At 68.9% G+C, this 24661-nt stretch carries 18 protein-coding genes and 1 tRNA gene; 10 read left to right on the forward strand and 9 right to left on the reverse strand.

Annotation, left to right across the window (positions count from 1 at the left end):
- Window positions 1-221: 221 nt before the first annotated feature.
- Window positions 222-500: a hypothetical protein gene (locus tag OG595_RS22290; RefSeq protein WP_329274615.1), complete on the reverse strand. Its 279-nt coding sequence runs from the start codon at window positions 498-500 to the stop codon at window positions 222-224.
- Between the two features lie 624 nt (window positions 501-1124).
- Here OG595_RS22290 and OG595_RS22295 point away from each other — a divergent pair.
- Window positions 1125-2003 (forward strand): alpha/beta fold hydrolase, encoded by an 879-nt coding sequence (locus tag OG595_RS22295; RefSeq protein ID WP_329274617.1) that lies wholly within the window; start codon window positions 1125-1127, stop codon window positions 2001-2003.
- Between the two features lie 972 nt (window positions 2004-2975).
- Entirely contained in the window at window positions 2976-3632 is a 657-nt protein-coding gene (locus tag OG595_RS22300; RefSeq protein ID WP_329274619.1) for a Crp/Fnr family transcriptional regulator, read from the forward strand.
- An 11-nt stretch (window positions 3633-3643) separates the two neighbouring features.
- Here the strand turns inward: OG595_RS22300 and OG595_RS22305 are convergent, their stop codons facing one another.
- Window positions 3644-4165 carry a Pycsar system effector family protein gene (locus OG595_RS22305; RefSeq protein ID WP_329274621.1) on the reverse strand — a complete coding sequence of 174 codons (522 nt, stop codon included), beginning with the start codon at window positions 4163-4165 and terminating at the stop codon, window positions 3644-3646.
- Window positions 4166-4510: 345 nt separating this feature from the next.
- On the opposite strand from OG595_RS22305, the gene OG595_RS22310 reads away from it, so the two are divergent.
- Both OG595_RS22310 and OG595_RS22315 read left to right on the forward strand, forming a co-directional pair.
- The gene (locus tag OG595_RS22310) at window positions 4511-5338 is read left to right on the forward strand and encodes a hypothetical protein (RefSeq protein ID WP_329274623.1); all 828 of its coding nucleotides are present in this window, start codon (window positions 4511-4513) and stop codon (window positions 5336-5338) included.
- Window positions 5339-5621: 283 nt separating this feature from the next.
- Window positions 5622-8630 (forward strand): tetratricopeptide repeat protein, encoded by a 3009-nt coding sequence (locus tag OG595_RS22315; protein ID WP_329274625.1) that lies wholly within the window; start codon window positions 5622-5624, stop codon window positions 8628-8630.
- Between the two features lie 206 nt (window positions 8631-8836).
- On the opposite strand, the gene OG595_RS22320 is transcribed toward OG595_RS22315, so the two are convergent.
- Window positions 8837-8910: transfer RNA gene (locus tag OG595_RS22320), tRNA-Gly, on the reverse strand.
- 339 nt (window positions 8911-9249) lie between these two features.
- Between OG595_RS22320 and OG595_RS22325 the strand changes: the two genes are divergently transcribed.
- The 3 genes from OG595_RS22325 (at window position 9250) to OG595_RS22335 (ending at window position 10683) form a co-directional block, all read left to right on the forward strand.
- Complete coding sequence (locus tag OG595_RS22325) at window positions 9250-9429, forward strand: hypothetical protein (RefSeq protein WP_329283113.1); 180 nt, start codon at window positions 9250-9252, stop codon at window positions 9427-9429.
- 172 nt (window positions 9430-9601) lie between these two features.
- Entirely contained in the window at window positions 9602-10177 is a 576-nt protein-coding gene (gene dcd / locus OG595_RS22330; RefSeq protein WP_327695866.1) for a dCTP deaminase, read from the forward strand.
- Window positions 10174-10683, forward strand: coding sequence for a phosphoribosyltransferase (locus OG595_RS22335; protein ID WP_329274629.1), 510 nt, complete (start codon window positions 10174-10176; stop codon window positions 10681-10683). Before dcd ends, OG595_RS22335 begins: the two co-directional genes overlap by 4 nt.
- A gap of 106 nt (window positions 10684-10789) precedes the next feature.
- On the opposite strand, the gene OG595_RS22340 is transcribed toward OG595_RS22335, so the two are convergent.
- The 6 genes from OG595_RS22340 to OG595_RS22365 all read right to left on the reverse strand — a co-directional run bounded on the left by OG595_RS22340 (window position 10790) and on the right by OG595_RS22365 (window position 20736).
- On the reverse strand, window positions 10790-12412 hold the full coding sequence (locus OG595_RS22340) for a peptide-N4-asparagine amidase (RefSeq protein ID WP_329274631.1): 1623 nt from the start codon (window positions 12410-12412) through the stop codon (window positions 10790-10792).
- Between the two features lie 218 nt (window positions 12413-12630).
- Window positions 12631-13596 (reverse strand): Yip1 family protein, encoded by a 966-nt coding sequence (locus OG595_RS22345; RefSeq protein WP_443073107.1) that lies wholly within the window; start codon window positions 13594-13596, stop codon window positions 12631-12633.
- Between the two features lie 159 nt (window positions 13597-13755).
- Window positions 13756-15141, reverse strand: a complete 1386-nt coding sequence (locus tag OG595_RS22350; protein WP_329274633.1) for an FG-GAP and VCBS repeat-containing protein — start codon at window positions 15139-15141, stop codon at window positions 13756-13758.
- 232 nt (window positions 15142-15373) lie between these two features.
- On the reverse strand, window positions 15374-16684 hold the full coding sequence (locus tag OG595_RS22355) for an FG-GAP repeat domain-containing protein (protein ID WP_329274635.1): 1311 nt from the start codon (window positions 16682-16684) through the stop codon (window positions 15374-15376).
- Between the two features lie 146 nt (window positions 16685-16830).
- Window positions 16831-18240, reverse strand: coding sequence for an FG-GAP and VCBS repeat-containing protein (locus OG595_RS22360; RefSeq protein WP_329274638.1), 1410 nt, complete (start codon window positions 18238-18240; stop codon window positions 16831-16833).
- A 201-nt stretch (window positions 18241-18441) separates the two neighbouring features.
- Window positions 18442-20736: a heterodisulfide reductase-related iron-sulfur binding cluster gene (locus tag OG595_RS22365; RefSeq protein WP_329274640.1), complete on the reverse strand. Its 2295-nt coding sequence runs from the start codon at window positions 20734-20736 to the stop codon at window positions 18442-18444.
- A gap of 285 nt (window positions 20737-21021) precedes the next feature.
- Here OG595_RS22365 and OG595_RS22370 point away from each other — a divergent pair, with 285 nt between their 5' ends.
- From OG595_RS22370 to grpE, 3 genes are all read left to right on the forward strand, one after another.
- Window positions 21022-22050: an MraY family glycosyltransferase gene (locus tag OG595_RS22370; RefSeq protein ID WP_329274643.1), complete on the forward strand. Its 1029-nt coding sequence runs from the start codon at window positions 21022-21024 to the stop codon at window positions 22048-22050.
- A gap of 98 nt (window positions 22051-22148) precedes the next feature.
- Complete coding sequence (dnaK, locus tag OG595_RS22375; protein WP_329274645.1) at window positions 22149-23993, forward strand: molecular chaperone DnaK; 1845 nt, start codon at window positions 22149-22151, stop codon at window positions 23991-23993.
- Window positions 23990-24646 carry a nucleotide exchange factor GrpE gene (gene grpE / locus OG595_RS22380; protein WP_329274648.1) on the forward strand — a complete coding sequence of 219 codons (657 nt, stop codon included), beginning with the start codon at window positions 23990-23992 and terminating at the stop codon, window positions 24644-24646. The genes dnaK and grpE overlap by 4 nt, the downstream gene beginning before the upstream one ends.
- Window positions 24647-24661 lie beyond the last annotated feature (15 nt).

The raw sequence follows: 24661 nt of genomic DNA on the forward strand, positions 1-24661 counted from the left end.
GTCTCTCGGTCGGGGGGGCGCGGAGTTTTTCGCCGGGGGCTGCCGGCCGCCGGTGACTTCCTTGACGGGCTTGTGGGGGAAGCGGCGCCGGGCGTACTCCTGCGCGTGGGAGCCCGGCAGGACGTACAGGGTTTCCTTGGCGATGGCGCCGGCCGGACAGGCGGCGACGCACAACGTGCAGTCGATGCAGGGGTTGTGGTCCAGCGCCTGCCCGTACGCGCTCACCTCCGCGTCCACCAGGACGGTGACCAGCGGGACGAAGCTGCCGACTTCGGATGGACGACGTTGCGGTGCAGGCCCATCACGCCGAGCCCGGTGGCCACCGCGACCGTCTTGTGCGCCACCACCCAGATCCGCTCACTGGGGAAGCGGTCCATCTCCTGGGGGAAGCCGACGGACGGGTTGAGGGCGCGGTAGCCGGCGTCCTGGAGCGACTGGGCGACGCTGCGGGCGGCGTGGTTGGCCTGGTCGTCGGCCTGGTGGAACTCCTGGTTGGCCACACTGCGGGCCGGGGAACGGCAGTTGTCGCGTTCATCCGCACCGCCATCGCGATCAGGGTGCGGGTGCCGGGCAGCGCGGACTGTACGTGCTCGTGCTCGCCGGCCGGATCGGGGTGATCCAGGCTGACCGCGGCGGCGTCGTCCGCGCCGGCCGCGAGGCACGGCTCGCGCAGCCATTCCGCGTCGTTCACCGCCGAGGGGCGCGCGGTACCGCCGGTCCTGCGCCGGGCGAGTACGGCCTGCACCGACGGGCGGGCCGCCGGCCTCGCCGGAAGCCTGGGAGGAGCGGGTTGCCCCTCGGCATCGCGCGCGGCAGTCATCCGTGCTCCTGGGGACGCGGGTTGCAGGCTCGCCTGCACGGCGAGAAACCGATCAGTTTCACCACCGTAAACCGATCGGTTTCTGCACGCAAGCCCGGCAGCCCCCGGGGTCGCGGGATGCCCGTGAGGCCCGAGATGCCGGTGAGGTCCGTGAGATCTGTGAGGCCCGGCGAGGCCCCGGGATCATGTTGGACTTGCGCTTGGAAACCGATCGGTTTACCTTAGTGGAGACCGATCGGTTTCTCATTTTCCGGTGAGAGTCATGACCGTTTTGGTAACCCCTCACACACAAGGAGTCGGCAAGATGCCCAGCCACGAGTCCCGTCCCGCGATTCGCATTCCGGGGACCACCAGCCACACCATCGCCCCGCGTGCGGGATCCGTCGGCCGCGAGGGAACGCTGCGCTATCTCAAGGCGGGCACCGGCGCTCCCCTGGTTCTGCTGCATACCGTGCGCACCCAGGCCGAGCACTTCCGCCTCCTCATCCCGCTGATCGCGGACAGGTACACCGTGTACGCCCTCGACCTGCCGGGGATGGGCTACTCCGAGATCGTGCCCGGGGCCTCGTACGACGAGCCCGCGATGCGTGCGGGCGTCGAGCGGCTCCTGACCGAACTCGACCTCCACGACGTGACGTTGGTCGGGGAGTCCATGGGCGCGGTGCTCGCCCTGACCGCCGCGGCCGATCTCCCGGATCGGGTACGACGCGTCGTGGCGGTCAACACGTACGACTTCCGTGACGGGATCGCCCGGTCCGGTCTTCTCGCCCGTGTGGTGGTCGGCGGCGTTCTCACTCCGGGGGTGGGCCCGGTGGTCGCCGGGGTGGAGCCCAAGCCCGTCGTCCGCAGGATCCTTCAGGGCGGGGTGGTCGACAGGACCGCGCTGCGGGAGGACTACCTCGACGAACTCCTCCAGGTGGGCGGCCGCCCCGGCTACTCGACCGTCGCCCGGGCCGTCTACCAGAGCCTGCCCAGCCTCATCGCCGCCCGCTCGCGCTACCCCGAGGTCAAGGCACCCGTCCACCTCGTCTACGGCGAGAAGGACTGGTCCCGTCCTTCGGACCGGCAGGCCAACAAGGAGCTGCTGCCGGCCGCCGACTTCACCCAGGTCCCCAATGCCGGCCACTTCATCGCCCTGGAACGACCCGACGTACTGGCCGACCTGCTGAACACGGTTGCCTGACCCCGGGACCACCGACCTGAGGGAGCAGCGCATGGCGGAGATCCAGATCGAGGTGTGCGCACGATGTACCCCAGGTCACCGAAAGTCGATCTCAGGACCCCGACTCAGGACGCGGGGCGGGCACGGAGCCCTCAAATTGATCTGGAAAACGAACAACCCCCCAGGTCGCCGACCTGGGGGCAGACTCTGGAGCGGGTGACGAGAGTCGAACTCGCACTCTCAGCTCGGCAAGCGGCGGCGTTTGCGTCGCCGGATGGCTTCTGAACTGGGCTTATGTGGCGTGGCGTGGCGTGGCGCTCGCGGAGCGGAGATCGCGCCACTGTTTACCGTGGCTGTCCGTCCTTACCGGCACGCCATGAGCACGAGCGCCACCAGCGGCCGGGCCATACGTACGAGCGACGCTTTGCGCGGACCGGGCCGCATCCTCTCGCGAACTGATCTGGATGGTCCGTCGCGACTGCGTTTGCACCGCGCCGACCCGCAGGGCCCTGTGATGTCGCGGCAGTGTCAGTACGCGGCGGGAGACCGAGTAGCCGCAGGTCCGGTGGACCGCAGGCCGTCACGCTTGCATCCGGGGGACCAGGCAGAACGGTGGGCGGCCGATCCCAAGACCGGCACTGCGTCGCCGCACCACGCCAGGCGTCCGGCACAGCGCATTCCTGCCGGGTGCCTCCGAGGCGGGGGCGCGGCCGTATCAAGGGCGCAGAGGACATCCACCGGCTCGCCTTAAGGGTGCGGCCGAACGCAGCTCGTCCGTTGAGGGTCTGGGGCTGTGACGACGCGTGCCCTTCCGTTGCTGGGGCAGACAACGGGCACGACCGCAGGCACGACGGCGGTCGGTGGTCATAAGCTCCGGTAGCGCAGCGGGAGAGAACGTGGCTGACGGACAGGCTGCGGCGCGCAGGGAGACGGGGGACACACGTGGTCAGGTCAACCGGATCAGCGAAATGGCCTGCTCGCAGCCTTTTGGGCGTGCTGTCGCCGTCACTCCGGGACGAGTTGCTGGGTCTGGGCACCGGGATTCGGTTCAAGCCAGGGTCTGTGCTGCTGAGAGAAGGCATGGACGACCGTCACGCTCTGCTGCTGTTGTCCGGGTTCGCCAAGGTGACGGCGACCGTGGAGAACGGCCAGAGTTCACTCCTCGCGGTCAGGGTCGCCGGGGACACAGTGGGTGAGATGGCGGCCCTGGACGGGGCTCCGCGCTCGGCGACGGTGACCGCCTGTGGCCCGCTGACAGCCCGGGTGATACCGGTCGGCGTACTGAGGGAAGCGCTGATTCGGCGTCCCGAACTCTCCATCGCCCTGACCGGTATCGTCGCCGACCGTCTGCGCTGGGCGAACCGGCGGCGTCTGGACTTCAGCGGGTATCCGGCGAAAGTGCGACTTGCCCGGCTCCTGGTGGAACTTGCCACGGCATACGGGCGTGCCGAGGACGGCGCGGTGGCCATTGGCTGTCAGCTGACTCAGCCGGAGTTGGCCGCCCTCATCGGTACCGCCGAGACGACGATTCACAAGGGCCTGCGGGAACTGCGCGAAGAGGGCCTGTTGGGAACCGGCTACCGCATCACCATCGTCCAGGATCTGCGGCGCCTTCGGGAGCTCGCCGACCTGGCCCACGAACAGTCGTGAGCCGGACGTGATCAGGCGAGGACCGGATGCAGGACGATGCTCAGTCCCGCGCTGAGGCCCATGACAGCCGTGCACATCACTGCTCCCGTCAGACATCGGTACTTGAGCAGGGCGACGCGGGCGAGGAACCGTACGGTGCGGGACAACTCCATGCGTTCTGCGGCCTCGTCGCTGTGCGTCCCCACGGCGGGCACGATGTCCGCGCCGCGCGCGAGGTGAGCGAAGCTGTAGCGATTGGGGGCCGGATCACGCTGTATCCGGGGGCGCAGCGCCGCCGCCAGGCTCCCCGCGCCGCCGATGAGACCACAGACGAAGAGGATCAGCAGAGTCCCGGTGAGTGCTCCGGTCGCACCGCCCTGTTCCCAGGCGCGCACGGCCTGACGGCTCCAGGTGCCGGCCGTGCCTACCAGTGCGGCCTGGACCGCTGCAAGGATGCCGGCCTTGGCGTCCGCGTGCTGATGGGTCGTGTGCAGCGCGGTGAACATGCGTTGTATGGGGCGGCTGTCGGCAGCGGCCGGGTCGGTCTGTGCCATGGAGGCCTCCTCGGAGCGGCGACGGAGTGGTGTCCCGTCCAGTAAGCGGGCACCCCTGTCGGCCGAACCAGTCACTTCTGTGTGATTCGGAGACTTTGGCGGCCAAGGATCTCGGCATCCCGTACTTCCACAGGATTCCCGCTCGCGAGCAGCTGTACGAATTGATGGCCGGCGCCCGTGTTCGGGGGAACGGGCGCCGGTCTCTTCTGTGGGAGGGCTGCGCAGAGGTGCCGCGACCAATTTACCGATAGGTAATAACTCCCTTGTTTTGTCAAGGAGTTGAGCGATGCGGCATCCTCCCTCTTCCTGAGACATGTAGTGAGGGGTGCCACGGCGGTGAACGGTATGAGCAGGTTGGGCGGCACGTGGACGTTCCACCGCAGACTGCTGCTTGCAGTCGATGCCAAGGGCTACGGCGGCGTCGACACGACGACGCAGCGCCAGTTCCAGGATGCGATCTCGAGTCTGCTGGGCGAGGCGGCCGAGGAGGCCGACCTGGACCGGTCGAGGTGGGTGATGCAGAAGGGCGGGGACTCCGTGTTCGCGGTCCTGCCCGAGGGCGCCTCAGAGCCCGCCTTGGTCGACAGGTTCATGCGCACCCTGGACGCAGGGCTGCGAAAGTTCAACCACGGCCGAATACGTGAGTCATGGCTCAGACTCAGGGCAGCCGTCCACTTCGGCTCGGCATCGCCGGGGTCCAACGGTTTCGTCGGACCCGGTCCGGTCGTGGTCGGCCGCATCCTCGACAGCGCGGCCCTGCGCGCCACTCTGGCCGACACGCCGGACGCCTGTCTCGCCGTCGCGGTGTCGCCGACCGTCTTCGACGACGTCGTCCACCCAGAGTTCACCACCATCCGGGCTGACGAGTTCCGGGAAGTCCAGATCGAGGAGAAGGAGCACCGGGGGACGGCATGGATCTGGGTGCCCGGTACTGCCGTACAGCAGGTGAAACCGGGGCCTCCGGACCGGCACGAGACCGGCCCGGTCGGTCCGCCCGGCCCGGTGGCCTCGAACCCTGACCGACAGGCCGTCGCCAGACAGGTTTGGACTCAGACCAACACGGCCTGTGGCAGCGCTCCCCAGTTCGCCGTCCAAGGCGGAAACATCGTTTATCACCAGGTCCCAGAACGCAGCCCGCGTCCGAGCGACTCCCTCCAGGACGGATCGGTGTGACCGCCACTCCGAGTGTCCGGGCGGTCGGCCGGACCGAGGGCCCGAACCGTCAGCCTGCGGCGCCGTCGACCCGAGTCGACGGTCGAGGCGCTGGACGTCGTGGATCAGCGCCGCCTCCTGCCCGGCGAGCAATACCGCCGACCGTCACGATCCATGGCCTGAGACCGCGCGACGATCTCCACAGCACGGGAAGCGATGCGCTGGTGCACCAACTGAGAGAGGTCCCGTGAGCCACTTGCCCCAAGGTGAGGGATTCCCCCATGAATCCCGTCAGGACGTCCATGTGGAGAACGGGTTCGGCTACGGCGTGGTCGGCGCCGACATGCACGTTTTCGGGAACGGCACTCCCGTCTACCTGTTGGAGCACTGGCGAACGACTCGTGCTTCCGACCGCGACTGGTTGCGTGAGTTGCCGAGCCGCATGCTCAACGCACGCCACGAAGTGGTCGACTTCACCGGCCGAGAGGCTGAACTGGCCCAACTGAACCAGTGGCGGCAGGGCGGCCCTCGCCTGGCCGCACGATGGCTGCATGGTCCCGGAGGGCAGGGCAAGACGCGCCTGGCGGCTCGATTCGCCGCCCAGTGCGCTGCCGACGGCTGGGCGGTCGTCACGGCCGTCCACGGCCCCGGAACCGTCCTACCGCCTCCTGGGAGCCAGGACATGCGGCTCCGCCATGCCCGCGGTGTGCTGATCATCGTCGACTATGCCGACCGCTGGCCTCTCAGTCATCTGACCTGGCTGTTCAGCAACGCCCTGCTGCACCGGGACGTACCTGCGCGCGTTCTGCTGCTGGCCCGTACCGATGCGCTCTGGCCCGCCGTGCGCGCCACTCTGGCCAACCACGAGGCGGGTACCTCCTCCCAGCTCCTTGAGGCCCTTGCCGCTGACGACCTGGCACAGCGCACCCGGATGTACATCGTCGCGCGCGACAGTTTCGCAGCCACCTACGGCATCCGGGACGCCAGTGGGGTCCACGCCCCCGGCCCTCTGGAGCACGAGGATTTCGGGCTGACGCTGGCCATCCACATGGCCGCGCTCGTCGCCGTCGACGCCGAGGTCACCGGCCGGCGTCCACCGCAGGACATGGCCGGCCTGACGGTCTACCTTCTCGACCGTGAGCACCTGCACTGGGAGAACCTGTACGGCCACGAATCTCATGAACTGGAACCCGGGGAACGCGCTTACGCCACACCGCCCGGCGTGATGAATCAGGCTGTGTTCACCGCCACCCTGGCCGGTCCACAGCCCCGCCCCCTGGGAACCTCGCTCCTGGAAGCCCTCCCGATCGAAGGTTCCCCCGAGACGATCCTCGCCGACCACGCGCTGTGTTACCCCCCGACCGATCCCACGGGCAAAACGGTGCTGGAGCCTCTGTATCCCGACCGTCTCGCCGAGGACTTCCTCGCTTTGACGCTCCCCGGTCACGAAGCCGACTATCCGGCACAGCCCTGGGCCGAGAAAATCGCCTATTGCCTGGCCGACCGCATCGGGGAAAGCGTCGCGGTCTGGACGCCCCGCGCAATCACCTTCCTCGCGACCGCTGCCGTGCGTTGGCCCCATGTGGGCCTCCAGTATCTGTATCCGATTCTGTACAACCACCCTCGACTCGCCCTCATCGCAGGCAGCGCCGCACTCAGCGCGCTCGCCGACATTCCGACGGTCGATCCGGTCATCCTGCATGCCGTTGAGAAAGAATTCCCCGAGCGAGACGTCGACCTCGACATAGGTATGGCCGCCGTGACCGAGCGGCTGGCGCACTTCCACCTCGACCGCACCGATGACGACGCCACACGGGCAGGTATCTACAGTCATCTCGGCATCCGTCTGGGCGACGCGGGCCGGTTCGACGAGGCTGTGAGCGTTCATCAAGAAGCCGTTTCCCTACGTCGTCGGCTGGTCGAGGAGGACGCGGCTGCCCACCAGCAGGCTCTGGCCAGTGCACTGAACAATCTCGGCGTCGCTCTTGCCAGGGCCGGGCGCCGGGCCGAGGCGCTGCCCGTGGCAGAGGAAGCCGTCACACTCCGACGGGGGTCGGCCGTCGACGATGCGAAGGAGCACGACCTCGGTCTCGCCACCGCGTTGACAAATCTCAGCTCGAAGAAGGCGGAGATGGGCCGATGGGCCGAGGCACTGGTGGCTGCGGAGGAGGCCGTTGCCATCCATCGTCGGTATGCCCCGCCTGATTCGGATGCCGACGAACTCGCGTTCGCCGAGGCGCTGCACAACCTGGGCCCCGCTCTGCTGAAGGCGGAGAGGCGGGAGGAGGCGCTGCAGGTCATGGAGGAAGCCGTTGCGTCGAACCGACGACTGGCGCAGACCGCTCCAGCCACCTACGCCCCCGCCCTGGCCCACGGGCTGGCCAATCTCGGCGCCTGCTTGTCGTCGCTGGGGCGATGGACGGAAGCCCTGCGGGCCGCTGAGGAGTCGGTGGCCATCCGGCGCCGGAACGTCGAGTCCAATCCGGAGGCGCACGAACCCGACCTCGCCGAATCGTTGCAGAACCTCGGCGTCGACCTGGCGAGGGTGGGACGGCAGGCTGAGGCCTTGGCGGCGTCAGAGGAGTCCGTCTCGGTGTACCGACGACTGGTCCTCGCCGATCCGGCCGCTCACGAGCCCGCCCTCGCCCGCTCGCTGAGGAACATGGGAGCCCATCTCGCGGCACTGGGACGCAGCCAAGAGGCGCTGCGTGCGAGCAAGGAATCCCTCACCATCCGGCGTCGACTGGCTGCGGCCGATCCGGCCGCCTATGAAGCCGAGTTCGCGGAATCGCTGCACAACTTCGCCGCGGACCTGTCCATGCTGGGTCGCACCGCCGAAGCCTTGGCCGCAGGTCAGGAAGCAGTTGCCATCCGACAGAAACTTGTCTCCCGCAATCCCGCCGAGTTCGAGCCTTTCCTTGCTCGCTCGTTGTCCATGCTGGGACAGCAACTGGCAGGTGCGGGCCAGCATCTCGCGGCGATGTTCGTGACTCAAGATGCGGTCAGGCTGTACCGGCGGCTGTCCGAGGCCGCCCCGGCAGCTCACGAACCCGATCTCGCCATGGCGTTGCTGTCCTTCGCCATGGTTCGAGCCGAGGCACGAACGGTGGTTCTGGACGACCTCGTCAGGGGGACGGCAGCAGCCTTGGAAGCGGTCAAGATATATCAGCGGTTGTCCGGGGAATTCCCCGAAGCCTTCACGAATCACCTTCGGAGTTCATATGGGGCAGTGGCGATGATGATGGACAGGCTTGGATTGAAACGGGATGTGGTACGTCTCGATTTGTTGCCCGGCGGCCGTCCTGAGTCGTGATCTGCGCATCGGCGTCCGCCTTGGCGGCCGGGGTCGACGACAGGGTCCGTGCCGAGAGTGCGAAGCACCACAAAGGTCATCCCGCGCACCGCACGGGAGGAGCCCTCGGGCACCTGGCCAGCCCGTATGGTGCGGTTGTGCCGAGCCACCCGCCCTCCGATCCAGACAACAAAGAACCCCCGGGTCTCTGACCTGGGGGTTTCGCATGGAGCGGGTGACGAGAATCGAACTCGCACTCTCAGCTTGGGAAGCTGATGTTCTACCACTAAACTACACCCGCGAAAGACGCCGACTGGACCGGTGTCCGAACGCTCAGTCACTCTACCGTACGCCAGGCCCCCGGCATCGAGCCGTGGGGCCTGTCCCCGTTTCCGGGGGATTCCGGGGGTGTTCCGGACGTGGACCGGACATGGACGGGACGCGGATCGGACGGGTTTTCGCGGTGCGACCCGGCTGTGAGGGGCTGGAGTTGGGGCGTACGGTGGGGGCGCGGAAGAGGGGCTGGGCGGGATCGGAGTGCCGTCTGGAGGGTCGCCCTTTTCGTCCCGTAATGTGGCTTTCCTCGTCGGTCTCGACAGTGACCGGCGACGGCTCTTGGGGAAGGGACTCTGAGGACTTGATCGAGCGCACCGTCGTCCGTTGTGCCGAAGGGCACGTGTTCAGCACCGCTTCGTTCCCGATGCAGCAGGCCGAGCGGCTCGGCCCCGGCCGGCTGGTCCGGTGTCCGCGCTGCGCGCGGCTCCGCAGTGTGGTGCCAGTGACGTTGGAGCAGCAGCAGCGGAGCACCAGCAGTAAGTAGTTGTAGGAGAAGAAGCAGTACAAGCAGTACAAGCAGTACAAGCGGTACCAGCAGTGGGCAGAAGCAGTGGGCAGAAGTAGAAGCAGGCGTGTGAAGTAGAAGCGGGAGCAGGCGCGGGCGCGCGGAACCGGCCGATGGTGTCGGGTTCGCGCGCCTTGCGTATCCTCGGGGCGTGCTTCTCTCAGACAAGGACATCCGCGCCGAGATCGACTCCGGGCGAGTACGGATCGATCCCTACGACGAATCCATGGTGCAGCCGTCGAGCGTCGACGTGCGCCTCGACCGCTTCTTCCGGGTGTTCGAGAACCACCGCTACCCCCACATCGACCCCTCGATCGAGCAGGCCGACCTCACACGTCTGGTCGAGCCCGAGGGCGACGAGCCGTTCATCCTGCACCCCGGGGAGTTCGTGCTCGCTTCCACGTACGAGGTCATCACGCTTCCGGACGACCTCGCCTCCCGCCTCGAAGGCAAGAGTTCGCTCGGGCGGCTCGGGCTCGTCACCCACTCCACCGCCGGATTCATCGACCCCGGCTTCTCCGGACACGTGACGCTCGAACTCTCCAACCTCGCGACGCTGCCCATCAAGCTCTGGCCGGGTATGAAGATCGGCCAGCTGTGCCTGTTCCAGCTGAGTTCGTCGGCCGAGTTCCCGTACGGCAGCGAGCGGTACGGCTCCCGGTACCAGGGGCAGCGCGGGCCCACCGCCTCCCGGTCCTTCCTCAACTTCCACCGGACGCAGGTATGACGGTCGTACGCGAGGAACTCTCCTACGAACAGTTCGGCGTCTCCGTCCGCGAGCTCGCGCAGACCATCGTCGACGACGGCTACGAACCCGACGTCGTGCTCAGCATCGCGCGTGGGGGTGTGTTCGTCGCGGGCGGGCTGGCGTATGCCCTCGGCTGCAAGAACATCCACCTTGTCAACGTCGAGTTCTATACCGGCGTCGGCACCACTCTTCCCATGCCCGTCATGCTCGCGCCGGTCCCCAACGCCATCGACTTCTCCGACAAGAAGGTCCTCATCACGGACGACGTCGCCGACACCGGCAAGACGCTCAAACTGGTGCGGGACTTCTGCCTGGACGCCGTGGCCGAGGTGCGTTCCGCGGTGATCTACGAGAAGACGCAGTCCCTCGTGAAGTGCGAATACGTGTGGAAGCGGACCGATGAGTGGATCAACTTCCCGTGGTCCGTCCTGCCGCCGGTGCGCAGGGCGGGGGAGCCGGTCACTCCGTCCAAGGACGCGCTCTGAGAGCTGACCGTTGAGGGCCGGGAGTCGAGAGCCGGGAGTTGAAGAACCGTGTCGGGCGGTCCTCGTGCGATGAGTGCGAGGGCCGCCCGACGTTTCTCCAGGCTCGCTAGCAGCCCTGTCCGTCCTTCGTCAGCACCCCCTGCTCCGTGCCGAGCGTGTGGTCGTAGCACAGGCCCGGGCCGCGCAGGCGGTAGCGCTCGGTGGTCGTCGCGACCGCGTGGCGCTGGTCGCGGGGCACGCCGAGGGTGAAGGTCGCGTCGCCGTCGTAGGTGTCGTCCAGGCGGACGCCGTCGATGCGGGCGTGGTCGCCGAAGGACATCAGCACGCGGAGGCGGTTGTCCGCGTCGATGGTGGAGCGGCCGTCCAGGTTGTACGTCCGGTCGGTGCGGGACGTCACCCCGCCCCGGCGGACCGTCTGGTCGTCCGTCCAGCGGCCCTGCTGGTTGTCCGTGGTCTCGTCCGGGGTCCAGGTGTGCGTGATGGCCGTGGTCAGGCGTCGGTCGACCGTCGTCGTCACCCGGCCGTGCGAGGTGTTCAGGTAGCCGCTCACCGTCAGGCGGCGCTTGCCACTCGTGTCCAGGGTGCGCGAGGAGCCGTCGGTGTACGTGTTCGTGACGGCCGGGTCGGTCGCCTTGTACGAGGTCAGGGCGCCCGTCACCACCGACTTGTGGGCGTCCTGCCAGACCAGGATGTTGGTCGGCGCGCTCCAGCCGGTCTGGCCCGCCGGGACGCCGGCCACGGTCACGTCGACCGAGTGTGCCCTGCCGTCGTTCAGAAGGGCGGCGAAGGGGGTGAGGTCGAACTCCAGGGGGCGTACGTCGAAAGCGGTGGGGGAGGGGATCACGCTCCACAGGTACGGGGACCAGCCGCCTGTCCAGATGTTGGGGTAGGGGGAGGCGATCCCGGCGAGCTTTCCGTCGATCGTGACCTGGACCTCGCGGTACGGGCCGTCGTCGCCGCCCTGGCAGGAGTAGGACGCCGACGGGGTGACCGCCGAGTACCAGAACTCCTCGCAGCCGCCGCCCGAGCCGGTCGCGTACACCTCGGCCAGGATGCGCTCGGAGTTGCGCGGGGTGGTGAGCTGCGCGGCCGTGGTGACGCTGTTGCCGTCGCTCAGCGGAATCACCTGGTCGGGGGCGGAGCCGCCGGTCCTGCCGGTCCGGGTTCCGGGCTCGGGGGCGTAGAACGTCAGGGTGACCTTGACGTCCAGGATGCCGGTGTAGGTGTCGTTGACAACGTTGCCGATGAGCATGTCCACGGACTGGGCTTTGCTCAGCGTCTTCTCGTACCGCGTGACGTCCTTCTCCACCGACCAGTCGATGCCGTCCTGCGACGGCTCGGGGGTCGAGGTGCGGAGCATCTGGACGCCGCCGATGTCGAGGTAGCCGAGGCGGTCGTACTGACGGCCGGCGACACTGCCGTCGAGGCGGAGCACCACCTTCGACCAGCGGCCCGGGGTGCCGCAGGCGGTGGGCGGGGTGTAGGTGCCGGTGTAAGGCGTGAAGTCCTTGAACTTCGCCTGGGCGACGGTCACTTCGCAGGACCTGGTGTGGGGGGTGGGGATGGGCGGAGCGGCCGTCACCGGGTCGTGGTAGTCGGTGCCGAACTCCGACGGGACGGTGGTGGCCGCTCCGGCGGCCGTCGTGAGGGCCGTCAGCGTGATGCCGAGGGCGGCGGAGACGAGGGTGATCGTCCGTCCCGCTCTTCTGGCGCTGTGGGGAATCGTCATGCGGCGCAGTGAACACCGATGGGTATGCGGTGGACTAGACCTCTTGGGTCTAATTTGACCAAGAGGTCGCAGAGAGCAATGGCGAGCGGGGGAGAGAAGAGAACTGGAACGGGAGGGCTCCGGCGCGTGGCCGGGGCCCTCCCGTCGTGACTCGGTACTCCGGAGATCCCTGATCCCGGATTCCGGATGCGGGATCCCTGATCCCTGATCCCTGATTTCTAGAACGTCCCCAGCTTCACGATCGACAGCAGGGCGAGCAGCTGGAGCGCCGACGCGCCCAGGGCCTTCGGCCACGGGAGGTCGTGGGAGCGGCGGATCATGATGGTCAGCAGGACGCCTCCCGCGACCCAGGTCGCCCAGCCCAGGATCTGCACGAAGGGGGCGTCGCCGCCCGCGAACATCGCGACGAGGAGGCGGGGGGCGTCCGTGATGGACATGATCAGCATGGAGAGGCCGACCGTGGGCTGCCAGGCGCCGTCGCCGCCGAGCTGGCGGGCGAGGGTGTGGGTGACCACGCCCAGGACGAAGGCGCTCAGGACCATCGCCACGCCCGTCGTCAGCACGATCGGGATCGCGTTGTTGAGCGTCGCGTTGATCGTGTCCTCGCGGGTGTCGTCGAACCCGAAGACGGCGAGCAGGCCGTACAGGAACGTGACGACGAGGGCCGACGCCCACACCGAGTAGTCGCGCATCTGGAGGAAGGTGCGGTCGGGCGAGGTCACGATGCCCCGCAGCAGTTCCTTCCAGCCCAGCCGCGGACCGGCCGGCGGGGCCGTGGCGGAGCCGGCGCGGTAGGTGTCGCCCTGGTTGTACGGGTCGTCGTCGACCGTGAACGCCTGTGTGTGACCAGGGTTGTTGGCCGCGTACGGGTCCACCGGGGCGTTCGGATGCCCGTACCCGGGTCCGTGTCCCTGTCTGTCGTCGCCGAAGTACTCCGGCTCACCGTGCCCGCCGTGGGAGCCGTGTGCGCCGTAACCGCCGCCGGCGGTCGCCTGCGGGGGCCACGGCCGTCCGGCGCCGCCCGAGCCGCCGTACGGCTGCTGCTGCGGCGCGGACGGGTAGCCGTACGACGGGCCGCCCTGCGGGGGCTGCTGGCCGTACGGCTGCTGCCGCGGTTGTTGTTGCGGTCGCGCTTGCGGGGCCCGGTTGTCCCGGCCGCCGCGTCCGATCCTGAATCCAGCCACGTCATCGAACGTACCGGGTCCCGGAGAGTGACGGGTGGGGCCCGGGCTTCTGGGCCCCGCTTTGCTGCCCAGCTGTTACATCCCTTAAGGGGGCCGTCAGATTTCCCCTAGGGAGGAGAAAGGGGAGGGGAGGAGGGGGAAGCGTCCCGTTTCTCTCCGTTACGGAAGGATCCCGTCGACCAGGCCCTCCGGTACCGCCGTGACCCCGGCCGTCCTGATCCCCGAGGCCGAGCCGAGCAGGCGCAGTGAGCCGGAGAGGCTGTGGATGTACAGGTCGGCCCTGCCGTCGCGGTTGCCGTCGCGCAGCCGTACCTTCATGCCGAAGCCTTCGCCTTCGGTGACGTCGCCCGGGATGCCGGCCGAGTTGCGGGCGAACCACTGCGAGCCCGCGGTGGTGAGGCCGCCGGCGCGGCCGTACAGGACGTGGACCGCACCGGCGTACGGCTTGTTGCCGATCCTCTCGCCGTCCGCGCCGATCGCGAGGTCGCGGTAGCCGTCGCCGTTGATGTCGCCGGCGGCGATGCTGTCGCCGAAGTAGTCGTACGTCTCGGCGGTGTCCGCGACGCCCGCCGTGTTCTGGGTGAAGCGGGCGGACCTGGCGGGGCCGGCGGCGGCGCCGTACCAAACGCTCACCTCGCCGCGGGACTTGGAGAACAGCGGGGTGCCGACGGCGATGTCGCCCTTGCCGTCCTTGTCGAAGTCGGCGATGACACCGTCGCCGCCGCGCTCGGCCTCGCCGCCGTTGCCGTTCACGCGCTCCAGGCGGAGCGTGCGGCCGGGGGCCAGTGTGCGACCGCCCTTGATGAACCAGGCGTCGGAGGCTATGTAGTTCTCGCCGATGACGTCGCCGATGACGACGAGGTCGGTCTTGTTGTCGCCGGTCACGTTGCCCGAGATCAGGGCGGTGGCGTTGAAGGAGCCCCCGTTCTTGTCCAGGGCTGTCACCGAACCGGCCACGCCCGAGCGGGAGATGGGGCCCCGGTAGACGTACGCCTTGCCGTCCGCGACGACGGCCAGGTCCTTCTTCCCGTCCCCGTTGAAGTCGCCGGTCGCGAGGTCCGAGCCCGTCCTGGCGTACCGGGTGTGCGCCCTGGCCGGGATGTCGGTGCCGCCGGACAGGCCCGTCCGGCTGCCCCAGAGGACGGTGACCGTGCCCTGCTCCACCCGGCCTGCCACGCCCTCGCGGGTGGCGGCGACGGCCAGGTCGCCGTACCCGTCGGCGTTGAAGTCGGCGGCGGTCCGTACGTACCCGAACTCGTCGCCCGCCTCGTCGGAGCCGGGCACGCCCGCGCTGTTCTGGCTGACGTACTGGACCTTGGTGCCCGGCCCGGTCGCCGTGCCGAAGGTGACCTTGACGGCGCCGCCCGGGAACTCGTAGTCGACGCCGTAGGAGTACTCGGCGTAGTCGCGGTAGCCGTCGCCGTCGAAGTCGTCGGCGAACTGCGCGGAGGCCGCGGCGGCGGGCGTGGTGAGGGCCAGCGGCGCGAGGCCCGTGGCGAGCAGGGCGGCGGCCACGGCGGTGGTGGCGGCTGTGCGTCTGCGCATGGATGTTCTCCCCGTTGCCTGCGTGTATGTGGCGTTACGTGCGTGTACGACACGTGGGTACGACGTGTGTGTACGACTACGACATGGAGCGCACCTTGCCCGGCGGGCCGTCCGGCGGAGTGCCGACGGACGCCGGCGTACAGGGGGCGCGCACAGTAGACCGCCAACCATGATCAAGGGTTGTACGGGAGTGGCGAGTTGGCAGGAAATCCCGGTACGTCCCCGTCGGCGGCTAGAGGAACTCCGAGCTGGAGAACGTCACCGACGGCTTCGCCGCCACCAGGCCGTCCTTCGACCCGGGATAGACGGCCACCTCGTCCCAGGTCTCGCCGCGGTACGTCCGCACCGCCAGGTCCGCCCGGCCGTCGCCGTCGAAGTCCCCGACCGTGAGGACCCGGGTCGTGCCCCGGGTGGGCGGTGCGACCGTCACCATGCCCGCCGTGGAGAGCCCGGCCGTCGCTGTCGGCGCCCGGAACACCCTCAACCGCGAGCCGCTGGAGACGAGTTCGTCGCGGCCGTCGCCGTCGAAGTCGCCGGAGTCGAGCATCGAGCCGGGGGAGGCGAGGGTGCCGGTGGTGGAGTCGGGGAGGTCGTAGCGCAGAGACGTTTCGCCCATCGCGCCCACCGCCGCGTCCAGGTCCTTCCCCCTGCCGAAGCGGCCGAGGGCGACATCGATGCCCTCGGGCAGCACCGTCCCCGTGCGCGTGGGGCCGTCCGGGCCGCCGAGGACGACCGCCGACTTCGCGGTGCCGTCCGCCGCGCGGACGACGAGGTCGTCGTATCCGTCATGGTTCACGTCGGCCGCCGGGCCCGTCGGGACGTTGCCGGGGGCGGGGATCGGCGCGCCGGCCTTGTTCGGGGTGCCCTTGCGGGTGAACGGGCCCCGCAGATAGCTGAGTTGGACGTCCGAGGCGTGGACGACCAAATCCTGGGCGTCGTCGCCGTCGAAGTCGCCGCACACCGGCTGGTCGGGCCAGTCGTTGCCGGCGCGGGCCCGCGCCGGGATGGTGAGGGCGACCGCGCGGCCGGTGAGGCCGTCCGGGGAGCCGAAGAGCAGCTGGAGGGGTACAGGGGGCTGCCCCTGGCCGTCGTAGGGCGGGTCGGTCGAGACGACCAGGTCGGTGAAGCCGTCCCCGTCGAGGTCGCAGGCGGCCTCCGCGTCGAAGACCGCCGGCAACTGGCCCTTCGTACGGGCGGCTTGACGCGCCGGGCTCAGCAACTGCCGGGCGCCCGGGAGGAGTCCGAGCGGGGAGCCGTACACGATGCCGATACCGGCGTCGTCCGTGTGGAGCTGGTCCTTGACGAGGTCGTTGAGGACGAGGTCACGGTGTCCGTCGCCGTTGAAGTCGTCGGCGATCCTGCTGCCGTCGCCCTGGGGTATCGGGCGCTGTGCGGGGGCCTTCGCCGCCTGGACGGGGGTCTGGTCGGCTGCTGCCCGGTCGTCGCCGGACAGCGGGCCGCAGGCGGTGAGTGCCATCAGGGCGCCGAAGACCGCCAGCCCGCTGGTGGCCGCCCTACCCCGGCCGCCTCTTCGCACACGCACCCTGCACCTCGTCCGGATCATTGGCCCCGTTGACAACGACTCAGCTCAGCAATGATGCACGCGTTCGAGATGCGAAAACACCCCCGTGGCGGTGCGGAACACCACACCACGGGGGTGCCTGGCGGCAGGGCCGCGGAGGGGCGTCCTCAGTCCGCCAGCGTCGCCCCCATGAACGCCCGTGCGCCCAGACCCAGCTGCGGGACGGTGAGCGTCCGGGAGCCGGTGCCCGTCGGGCCGGACGAGGTGCCGGGGAACATGTGGAGGCGGCCCCCCTCGTCGGCCGTGGCGATCAGCTCGGCACGGCCGTCGCCGTTGTAGTCGCGCAGCAGGAGGGACGCGCCGAGCCAGGCGTTGTCCGGGGAGACGTTGGGCAGGCCGGGGGTGGTGCGGTCGTACTGGCGGGCGTTCCTGCCGGTGAGGCCGGTGGAGCCGCCGCGCAGGACGGTGATCGAGCCGTCGGCCCAGTCGCTGGTGCCGATCGCCTCGTAGGGGGCGCCGACGGCCAGGTCCGGGTAGCCGTCGCCGTTGGTGTCCGCCGCCGAGACGTCGTACCCGAAGAGGTCGCCGTCCTCCACGCTGCCGGGGACGCCCGCGGAGTTCTGGGTGAGGGTGGTGAGCCTGCCGGCGGGGCCGGTGGCCGTGCCGGGCAGGACGTGGACCGCGCCGCCCCGGCCCGAGCGCGAGACGCCGATCGCGAGGTCGCCGTAGCCGTTGCGGTCGAAGTCGGCGATCACGGCGCTGGAGCCGCTGAGGCCGGAGGACGCGGGCAGGGTGCGCTTCCAGGGCTTGGCGGGGCCGTTCCTGCCGCCCTTGTAGAACCAGACGCGGTTGGAGGCGGTGTCCACGTCGTACCCGACGAGCGCGAAGTCGGCGGTGCCGTCCTTGGTGACCTTGCCGGCCACCACCATCTCCGCCTTGATGTTCTCGCCGTCCTGCGGGTCGAGGTTGGTGGCCCTGCCGCGCCCGCCGGCCTTGGTGAACGGGCCGCGCAGGAACCAGACGAACTCGCCGTCCACGGACACGATGTCCAGGTTGCCGTCGGCGTCGAAGTCGCCGATGGCGACGTCCAGGCCGAAGATCTGCTTCTTGCTGCCCGGGGACGCGTACGTACTGCCCTTGGTCAGGCCCGACCTGGAGCCCCACAGGACGGTGAACGTGCCGTGGCGGTCGGCGTACAGCTCACCGGGGGAGGTGGCGACGATGTCCGCGTAGCCGTCCTTGTTGAGGTCGGCCGAGGTGACCTTCGCGCCGAAGCCGTCCTTCGCCTCGGCCACGCCGTCGACGCCGGGGCTGTTCTGTGTGATCACCGAGCGTTTGGCGGGGTTCAGCCCGGTCGCCGAGCCCCAGATGACGACGACGGCGCCCGCGTCCTTCTTCCCGGCCACGGTGGCGGTCCGGTCGCCGAGGAGCAGGTCGCGGTATCCGTCGCCGTTGAAGTCGTCCACGTGCTTCGCCGGAGCGGCCGACGCCGGGGCGCCGAGCGCCACGGGACTCACGGTGGCGGCGAGGACGGCGGTGGCCAGGAGGGCGGCGCGGGCGTTGGGTCTGGGGCGCAAGGGGGTCTCCAGGGGCGCGGCGATTGCGGGCACGGTACTGGGCGATCAGGAGACCTGTGACAAGTGCCAATGGTTGTACGGGAGTTCGGCGAACCGATAACGGGACGGGAACGGGGACGGAAACGTGGACAGAACGGGAACGGGGACGGGGACGACGCCATCGGCGTCGGCCCCGTCCCCGTTCTGTGCCGGACCTGCCTACTACTCCACCGGCTGCGGCTCCGGCGTGCTCTCCGACTCCGTCTCGCCCGCCGGGGGCTCCTCTTCGTCGACCGGGGTCTTCACGGACTCCAGGAGCAGCTGGGCGACGTCCACGACCGTGATGGACTCCTTGGCCTTGCCGTCGTTCTTCTTGCCGTTGACCGAGTCGGTCAGCATGACGAGGCAGAAGGGGCAGGCCGTCGACACGATGTCCGGGTTCAGGGACAGGGCCTCGTCGACGCGCTCGTTGTTGATGCGCTTGCCGATCCGCTCCTCCATCCACATCCGCGCGCCGCCCGCGCCGCAGCAGAAGCCGCGTTCCTTGTGGCGGTGCATCTCCTGCTGGCGCAGGCCCGGGACGGCCGACATGATCTCGCGCGGGGGCGTGTAGATCTTGTTGTGACGGCCCAGGTAGCAGGGGTCGTGGTAGGTGATGAGGCCCTCGACGGGGGTGACGGGGAGCAGTTTGCCGTCGTCGATGAGGTGCTGGAGCAGCTGGGTGTGGTGGACGACCTCGTAGTCGCCGCCGAGCTGCGGGTACTCGTTGCCGATCGTGTTCAGGCAGTGCGGGCAGGTCGCGACGATCTTCTTCGCGGACTTGGGCTTCTTCGACTCCGGGGTGACCTTGCCCTCGTCGTCCGTCTCCTCGCCGAACGCCATGTTCAGCGCCATGACGTTCTCCATGCCCAGTTCCTGGAACAGGGGCTCGTTGCCGAGGCGGCGGGCCGAGTCGCCGGTGCACTTCTCGTCGCCGCCCATGATCGCGAACTTGACGCCCGCGATGTGGAGGAGCTCGGCGAAGGCCTTCGTCGTCTTCTTGGCGCGGTCCTCCAGCGAGCCCGCGCAGCCAACCCAGTACAGGTACTCGACCTCGGTCAGGTCCTCGATGTCCCTGCCGACGACCGGCACCTCGAAGTCGAGCTCCTTGAGCCACTCCAGGCGCTGCTTCTTCGCCAGGCCCCAGGGGTTGCCCTTCTTCTCCAGGTTCTTGAGCATCGTGCCCGCCTCGGACGGGAAGGCGCTCTCGATCATCACCTGGTAGCGGCGCATGTCGACGATGTGGTCGACGTGCTCGATGTCCACCGGGCACTGCTCGACGCAGGCACCGCAGGTCGTGCAGGACCACAGGACGTCCGGGTCGATGACGCCGTTCTCCTCGGCGGTGCCGATGAGCGGGCGTTCGGCCTCCGCGAGGGCGGCGGCCGGGACGTCCTTCAGCTGCTCCTCGCTCGCCTTCTCCTCGCCCTCCGCCGTCTTGCCGCCGCCCGCCAGGAGGTAGGGGGCCTTGGCGTGGGCGTGGTCCCGCAGCGACATGATCAGCAGCTTGGGGGAGAGGGGCTTGCCGGTGTTCCAGGCCGGGCACTGCGACTGACAGCGACCGCACTCCGTACAGGTGGAGAAGTCGAGCAGACCCTTCCAGGAGAACTGTTCGACCTGGCTCACGCCGAAGACGTCGTCCTCGCCGGGGTCGGTGAAGTCGATCGCCTCGCCGCCGGACGTCATCGGCTGGAGGGCGCCCAGGGCGGTGCCGCCGGTCGCCTCGCGCTTGAACCAGATGTTCGGGAAGGCGAGGAAGCGGTGCCAGGCGACACCCATGTTGGTGTTCAGCGAGACGACGATCATCCAGACGAACGAGGTGCTGATCTTCACCATCGCGGTGAGGTAGATCAGGTTCTGGAGTGTCGCGACGCTCAGGCCCTTGAAGGCCAGGACGAGCGGGTACGAGGCGAAGTACGCGGCCTCGTAGTGCTCGACATGGTGGATCGCGCCCTCCAGGCCGCGCAGCACGTAGATCGCGAGGCCGATGGTGAGGATGACGTACTCGACGAAGTACGCCTGGCCCGCCTTGGAGCCCGCGAAGCGGGACTTGCGGCCGGGGCGCGAGGGCAGGTTCAGCAGGCGGATCACGATCAGCACGGCGATGCCGAGGATCGTCATCACGCCGATGAACTCGATGTACAGCTCGAACGGCAGGAAGCCGCCGATGACGGGCAGCGTCCAGTCGGCCGAGAAGAGCTGGCCGAAGGCCTGGGCGAGGGTCGGCGGCAGGGTCAGGAAGCCGACCGCCACGAACCAGTGCGCGAAGCCGACGATGCCCCACCGGTTCATGCGCGTGTGGCCGAGGAACTCCTTCACCAGCGTCACGCTGCGCTGGTAGGGATTGTCCGTCCGAAGGCCGGCCGGAACCGGCTGGCCGAGTTTGAAGAACCGGACGAACTGACCGATGGCGCGTGCGAGCAGCGCGACGCCGATCACGGTCAGGACGAGCGACACGATGATCGCGGCGAGTTGCATGTCGGGCTCCTCGGGCCTGCGCGCGTAATGGCTGATGTGAATGGGACGTGATGACTGACGTAATGACTGAATGACTGACGTGATGACCGATGGAGAGTATTACTAAGCGGTAACTTAGGCAGTCTGTCAGAGACTACCCAACATCTTGGCCCGCACTGTAGTCAGCGGCGGAGTGATCTGGATCGCTCAGGCTTACCTGAGTCGTAGAGCGAAGTCGATCAGATCAGACGATGTTAAGTCGTGTTATTCGTACAGAATTGTTACGTTTCCGCCTACCGTGAGCCCGTGCTCTACGGGATTCTCGCCGCCATCGCCGCCCTTCTCCTCGCCGCCGTCCTCGCCGCCCTCCTGCGGACACCCGCCCTGCGCCTCGGCGTGCTCGACCGGCGCCGGGCACGCCCCCTGCCACTGCTCGGCGGCCTCGCCGTCGTGCTCGCGACGGGGCTGGTCGCGGGAGCGGGGGAGTGGACCGGATACGCCCCTCTCGGGGACGGCATCGCCGCCCTTCTCCTCGCCGGCGCGGGTGTCGGCGCACTCGGGCTCGTGGCCGACGTGCGGCGGGTGAAGGCCCGCTTCCTCGTCGTCGGTACGGCCGTGGCCGCCGCGTTCGTGGTGCCGTACGGGGAGCTGGGGTTCGGGGTCGGGCTGCTCGCCGTCCTCTGGATCGTGTTCGTCGCCCTCGCCTTCCGGGCCCTCGACCATGCCGACGGGCTGGTGGGGACGGTCGGGGTGCTGACCGCCTTCGGGGTCGCCGCGTGCGCCGCCGTAGAGGTGCTCGACGGGCTCGCCGTACTGCTGAGCGTGCTGGCCGCCGCGCTCACCGGGTTCCTCATGCACAACTGGCATCCCGCGCGGATCGCCCTCGGCGCGTGCGGGTCCCTGTTCACCGGGTTCGTGCTGGCCTCGTCGGCGGTGGTCGTGCGGACCGGGCACGAACCGGCGGCCAGTGCGGGGGTGCTGTTCGCGCTCACCGCCGTGGCCGGTGCGGACGTGGTGCTCGTCGTGGTGTCGCGGCGGCTGGCCGGACGGCCCCTGTTGCGTGGCGGGCCCGATCATCTCGCGCACCGGCTGCGGCGGCTGGGGCTCACCCCGCGCGGGGCGGCCGTACTGCTCGGCGCGGGCGCCTTCGGCGCGGTGCTGGTGGGGGTGCTCGTGCACGGCGGCTGGGCCGGGGAATCGGGGCTGTGGTGGGTGGTGGGAGTGGCCGGGATGGTGGTGGTGGGGCTGCTGAGAGTTCCCGTGTACGGGCTTCGGCGGTCCGCTGCCGCGCAGTCGGCGCAGGTCAGAGCGGCATTGCGTGTAAGGAACGGATAAGAGTTGAGTGTGGTCGACTCAGCTCTGTTGACCGGGCGGCGGGAGTGATGCACACTTGAGCCTGTTCCACTCAAGTCATTGCTGCTGGAGGAATTGAAATGGCACGTGCGGTCGGCATCGACCTGGGCACGACTAACTCCGTCGTCAGCGTTCTGGAGGGCGGCGAGCCCACCGTCATCACCAACGCCGAGGGTGCCAGGACCACGCCGTCCGTCGTCGCCTTCGCGAAGAACGGTGAGGTGCTGGTCGGCGAGGTCGCCAAGCGCCAGGCGGTCACCAACGTCGACAGGACCATCCGGTCGGTCAAGCGCCACATGGGCACCGACTGGAAGATCGAGCTCGACGGGAAGAACTTCAACCCGCAGCAGATGAGCGCGTTCATCCTGCAGAAGCTGAAGCGCGACGCCGAGGCATACCTGGGCGAGAAGGTCACGGACGCGGTCATCACCGTCCCGGCCTACTTCAACGACTCCGAGCGTCAGGCGACGAAGGAGGCCGGCGAGATCGCGGGCCTGAACGTCCTGCGCATCGTGAACGAGCCGACGGCCGCCGCTCTCGCGTACGGCCTCGACAAGGACGACCAGACGATCCTCGTCTTCGACCTCGGTGGCGGCACCTTCGACGTGTCCCTCCTGGAGATCGGTGACGGCGTCGTCGAGGTGAAGGCCACCAACGGTGACAACCACCTCGGTGGTGACGACTGGGACCAGCGCGTCATGGACTACCTGGTCCAGCAGTTCCGCTCCGGCCACGGCGTGGACCTGGGCAAGGACAAGATGGCTCTCCAGCGCCTCCGCGAGGCCGCCGAGAAGGCCAAGATCGAGCTGTCCTCGTCCACCGAGACCACGATCAACCTGCCCTACATCACGGCGTCCGCCGAGGGCCCGCTGCACCTGGACGAGAAGCTCACGCGCGCCCAGTTCCAGCAGCTGACGGCCGACCTGCTGGAGCGCTGCAAGACGCCGTTCCACAACGTCATCAAGGACGCGGGGATCAACCTCTCCGAGATCGACCACGTCGTTCTCGTCGGTGGCTCCACCCGTATGCCCGCCGTCGCCGAGCTCGTCAAGGAGCTGACCGGCGGTCAGGACGCCAACAAGGGCGTTAACCCGGACGAGGTCGTCGCCATCGGCGCCGCGCTCCAGGCCGGTGTCCTCAAGGGCGAGGTCAAGGACGTCCTGCTCCTCGACGTCACCCCGCTGTCCCTCGGTATCGAGACCAAGGGAGGGATCATGACGAAGCTCATCGAGCGCAACACCACGATCCCGACCAAGCGTTCCGAGATCTTCACGACGGCCGAGGACAACCAGCCGTCCGTCCAGATCCAGGTCTACCAGGGCGAGCGCGAGATCGCGGCGTACAACAAGAAGCTCGGGATGTTCGAGCTGACGGGCCTGCCGCCGGCCCCGCGCGGCGTGCCGCAGATCGAGGTCGCCTTCGACATCGACGCCAACGGCATCATGCACGTCACGGCCAAGGACCTCGGCACGGGCAAGGAACAGAAGATGACCGTCACCGGTGGCTCCTCGCTGCCGAAGGACGAGGTCGACCGCATGCGCCAGGAGGCCGAGCAGTACGCGGACGAGGACCACCGTCGCCGCGAGGCCGCCGAGACCCGCAACCAGGGCGAGCAGCTCGTCTACCAGACGGAGAAGTTCCTCAAGGACAACGAGGACAAGGTCCCCGGCGACATCAAGACCGAGGTCGAGGCCTCGATCGAGGAGCTGAAGGCCGCGCTCAAGGGCGAGGACGTCGCCGAGATCCGCACCTCCACGGAGAAGGTCGCCGCCGTCTCGCAGAAGCTGGGCCAGGCGATGTACGCCGACGCCCAGGCCGGCCAGGCCGCCGGTGACGACACGCCCGGCGCCGAGGCCCCGAAGGCCGACGACGACGTGGTGGACGCCGAGATCGTCGACGACGAGCGCAAGGACGGTGTCGCGTGACGGAGGAGACTCCGGGCTTCGACGAGAAGCCCGACGTCCCTTCCGGCGCCACCCCCGACGACGCCGAGCCGAAGGCCGCCCCCTCTTCGGAGGGGGCGTCCCCGGCCGGGGACGCAGCAGCAGTACAGGTCGCCGGTCTGACGGCCCAGCTGGACCAGGTTCGCACGGCGCTCGGTGAGCGCACCGCCGACCTCCAGCGGCTCCAGGCCGAATATCAGAACTACCGCCGCAGGGTCGAGCGGGACCGGGTCGTGGTCAAGGAGATCGCCATCGCGAGCCTCCTGACCGAACTTCTGCCCGTGCTCGACGACATCGGCCGCGCGAGGGAACACGGCGAACTGGTCGGCGGGTTCAAGTCCGTCGCCGAGTCGCTGGAGACCGTCGCCGCCAAGATGGGCCTTCAGCAGTTCGGCAAGGAGGGCGAGCCCTTCGACCCGATGATCCACGAGGCCCTGATGCACTCGTACGCGCCGGACGTCACGGAGACGACCTGCGTGGCGATCCTGCAGCCGGGCTACCGGTTCGGCGAGCGCAACCTGCGTCCCGCGCGGGTCGCGGTGGCCGAGCCCCAGCCCGGGGCCACGCAGGCCGACAAGGGCGACTCCCCGGAGTCGGCGGACGGCAAGGAGAACGGTGGCCCGGAAGAGGGCTGACGTGAGCATTGACGC

It is taken from the genome of Streptomyces sp. NBC_01451 (genome assembly GCF_036227485.1).
In the GTDB taxonomy this organism is placed as follows: domain Bacteria; phylum Actinomycetota; class Actinomycetes; order Streptomycetales; family Streptomycetaceae; genus Streptomyces.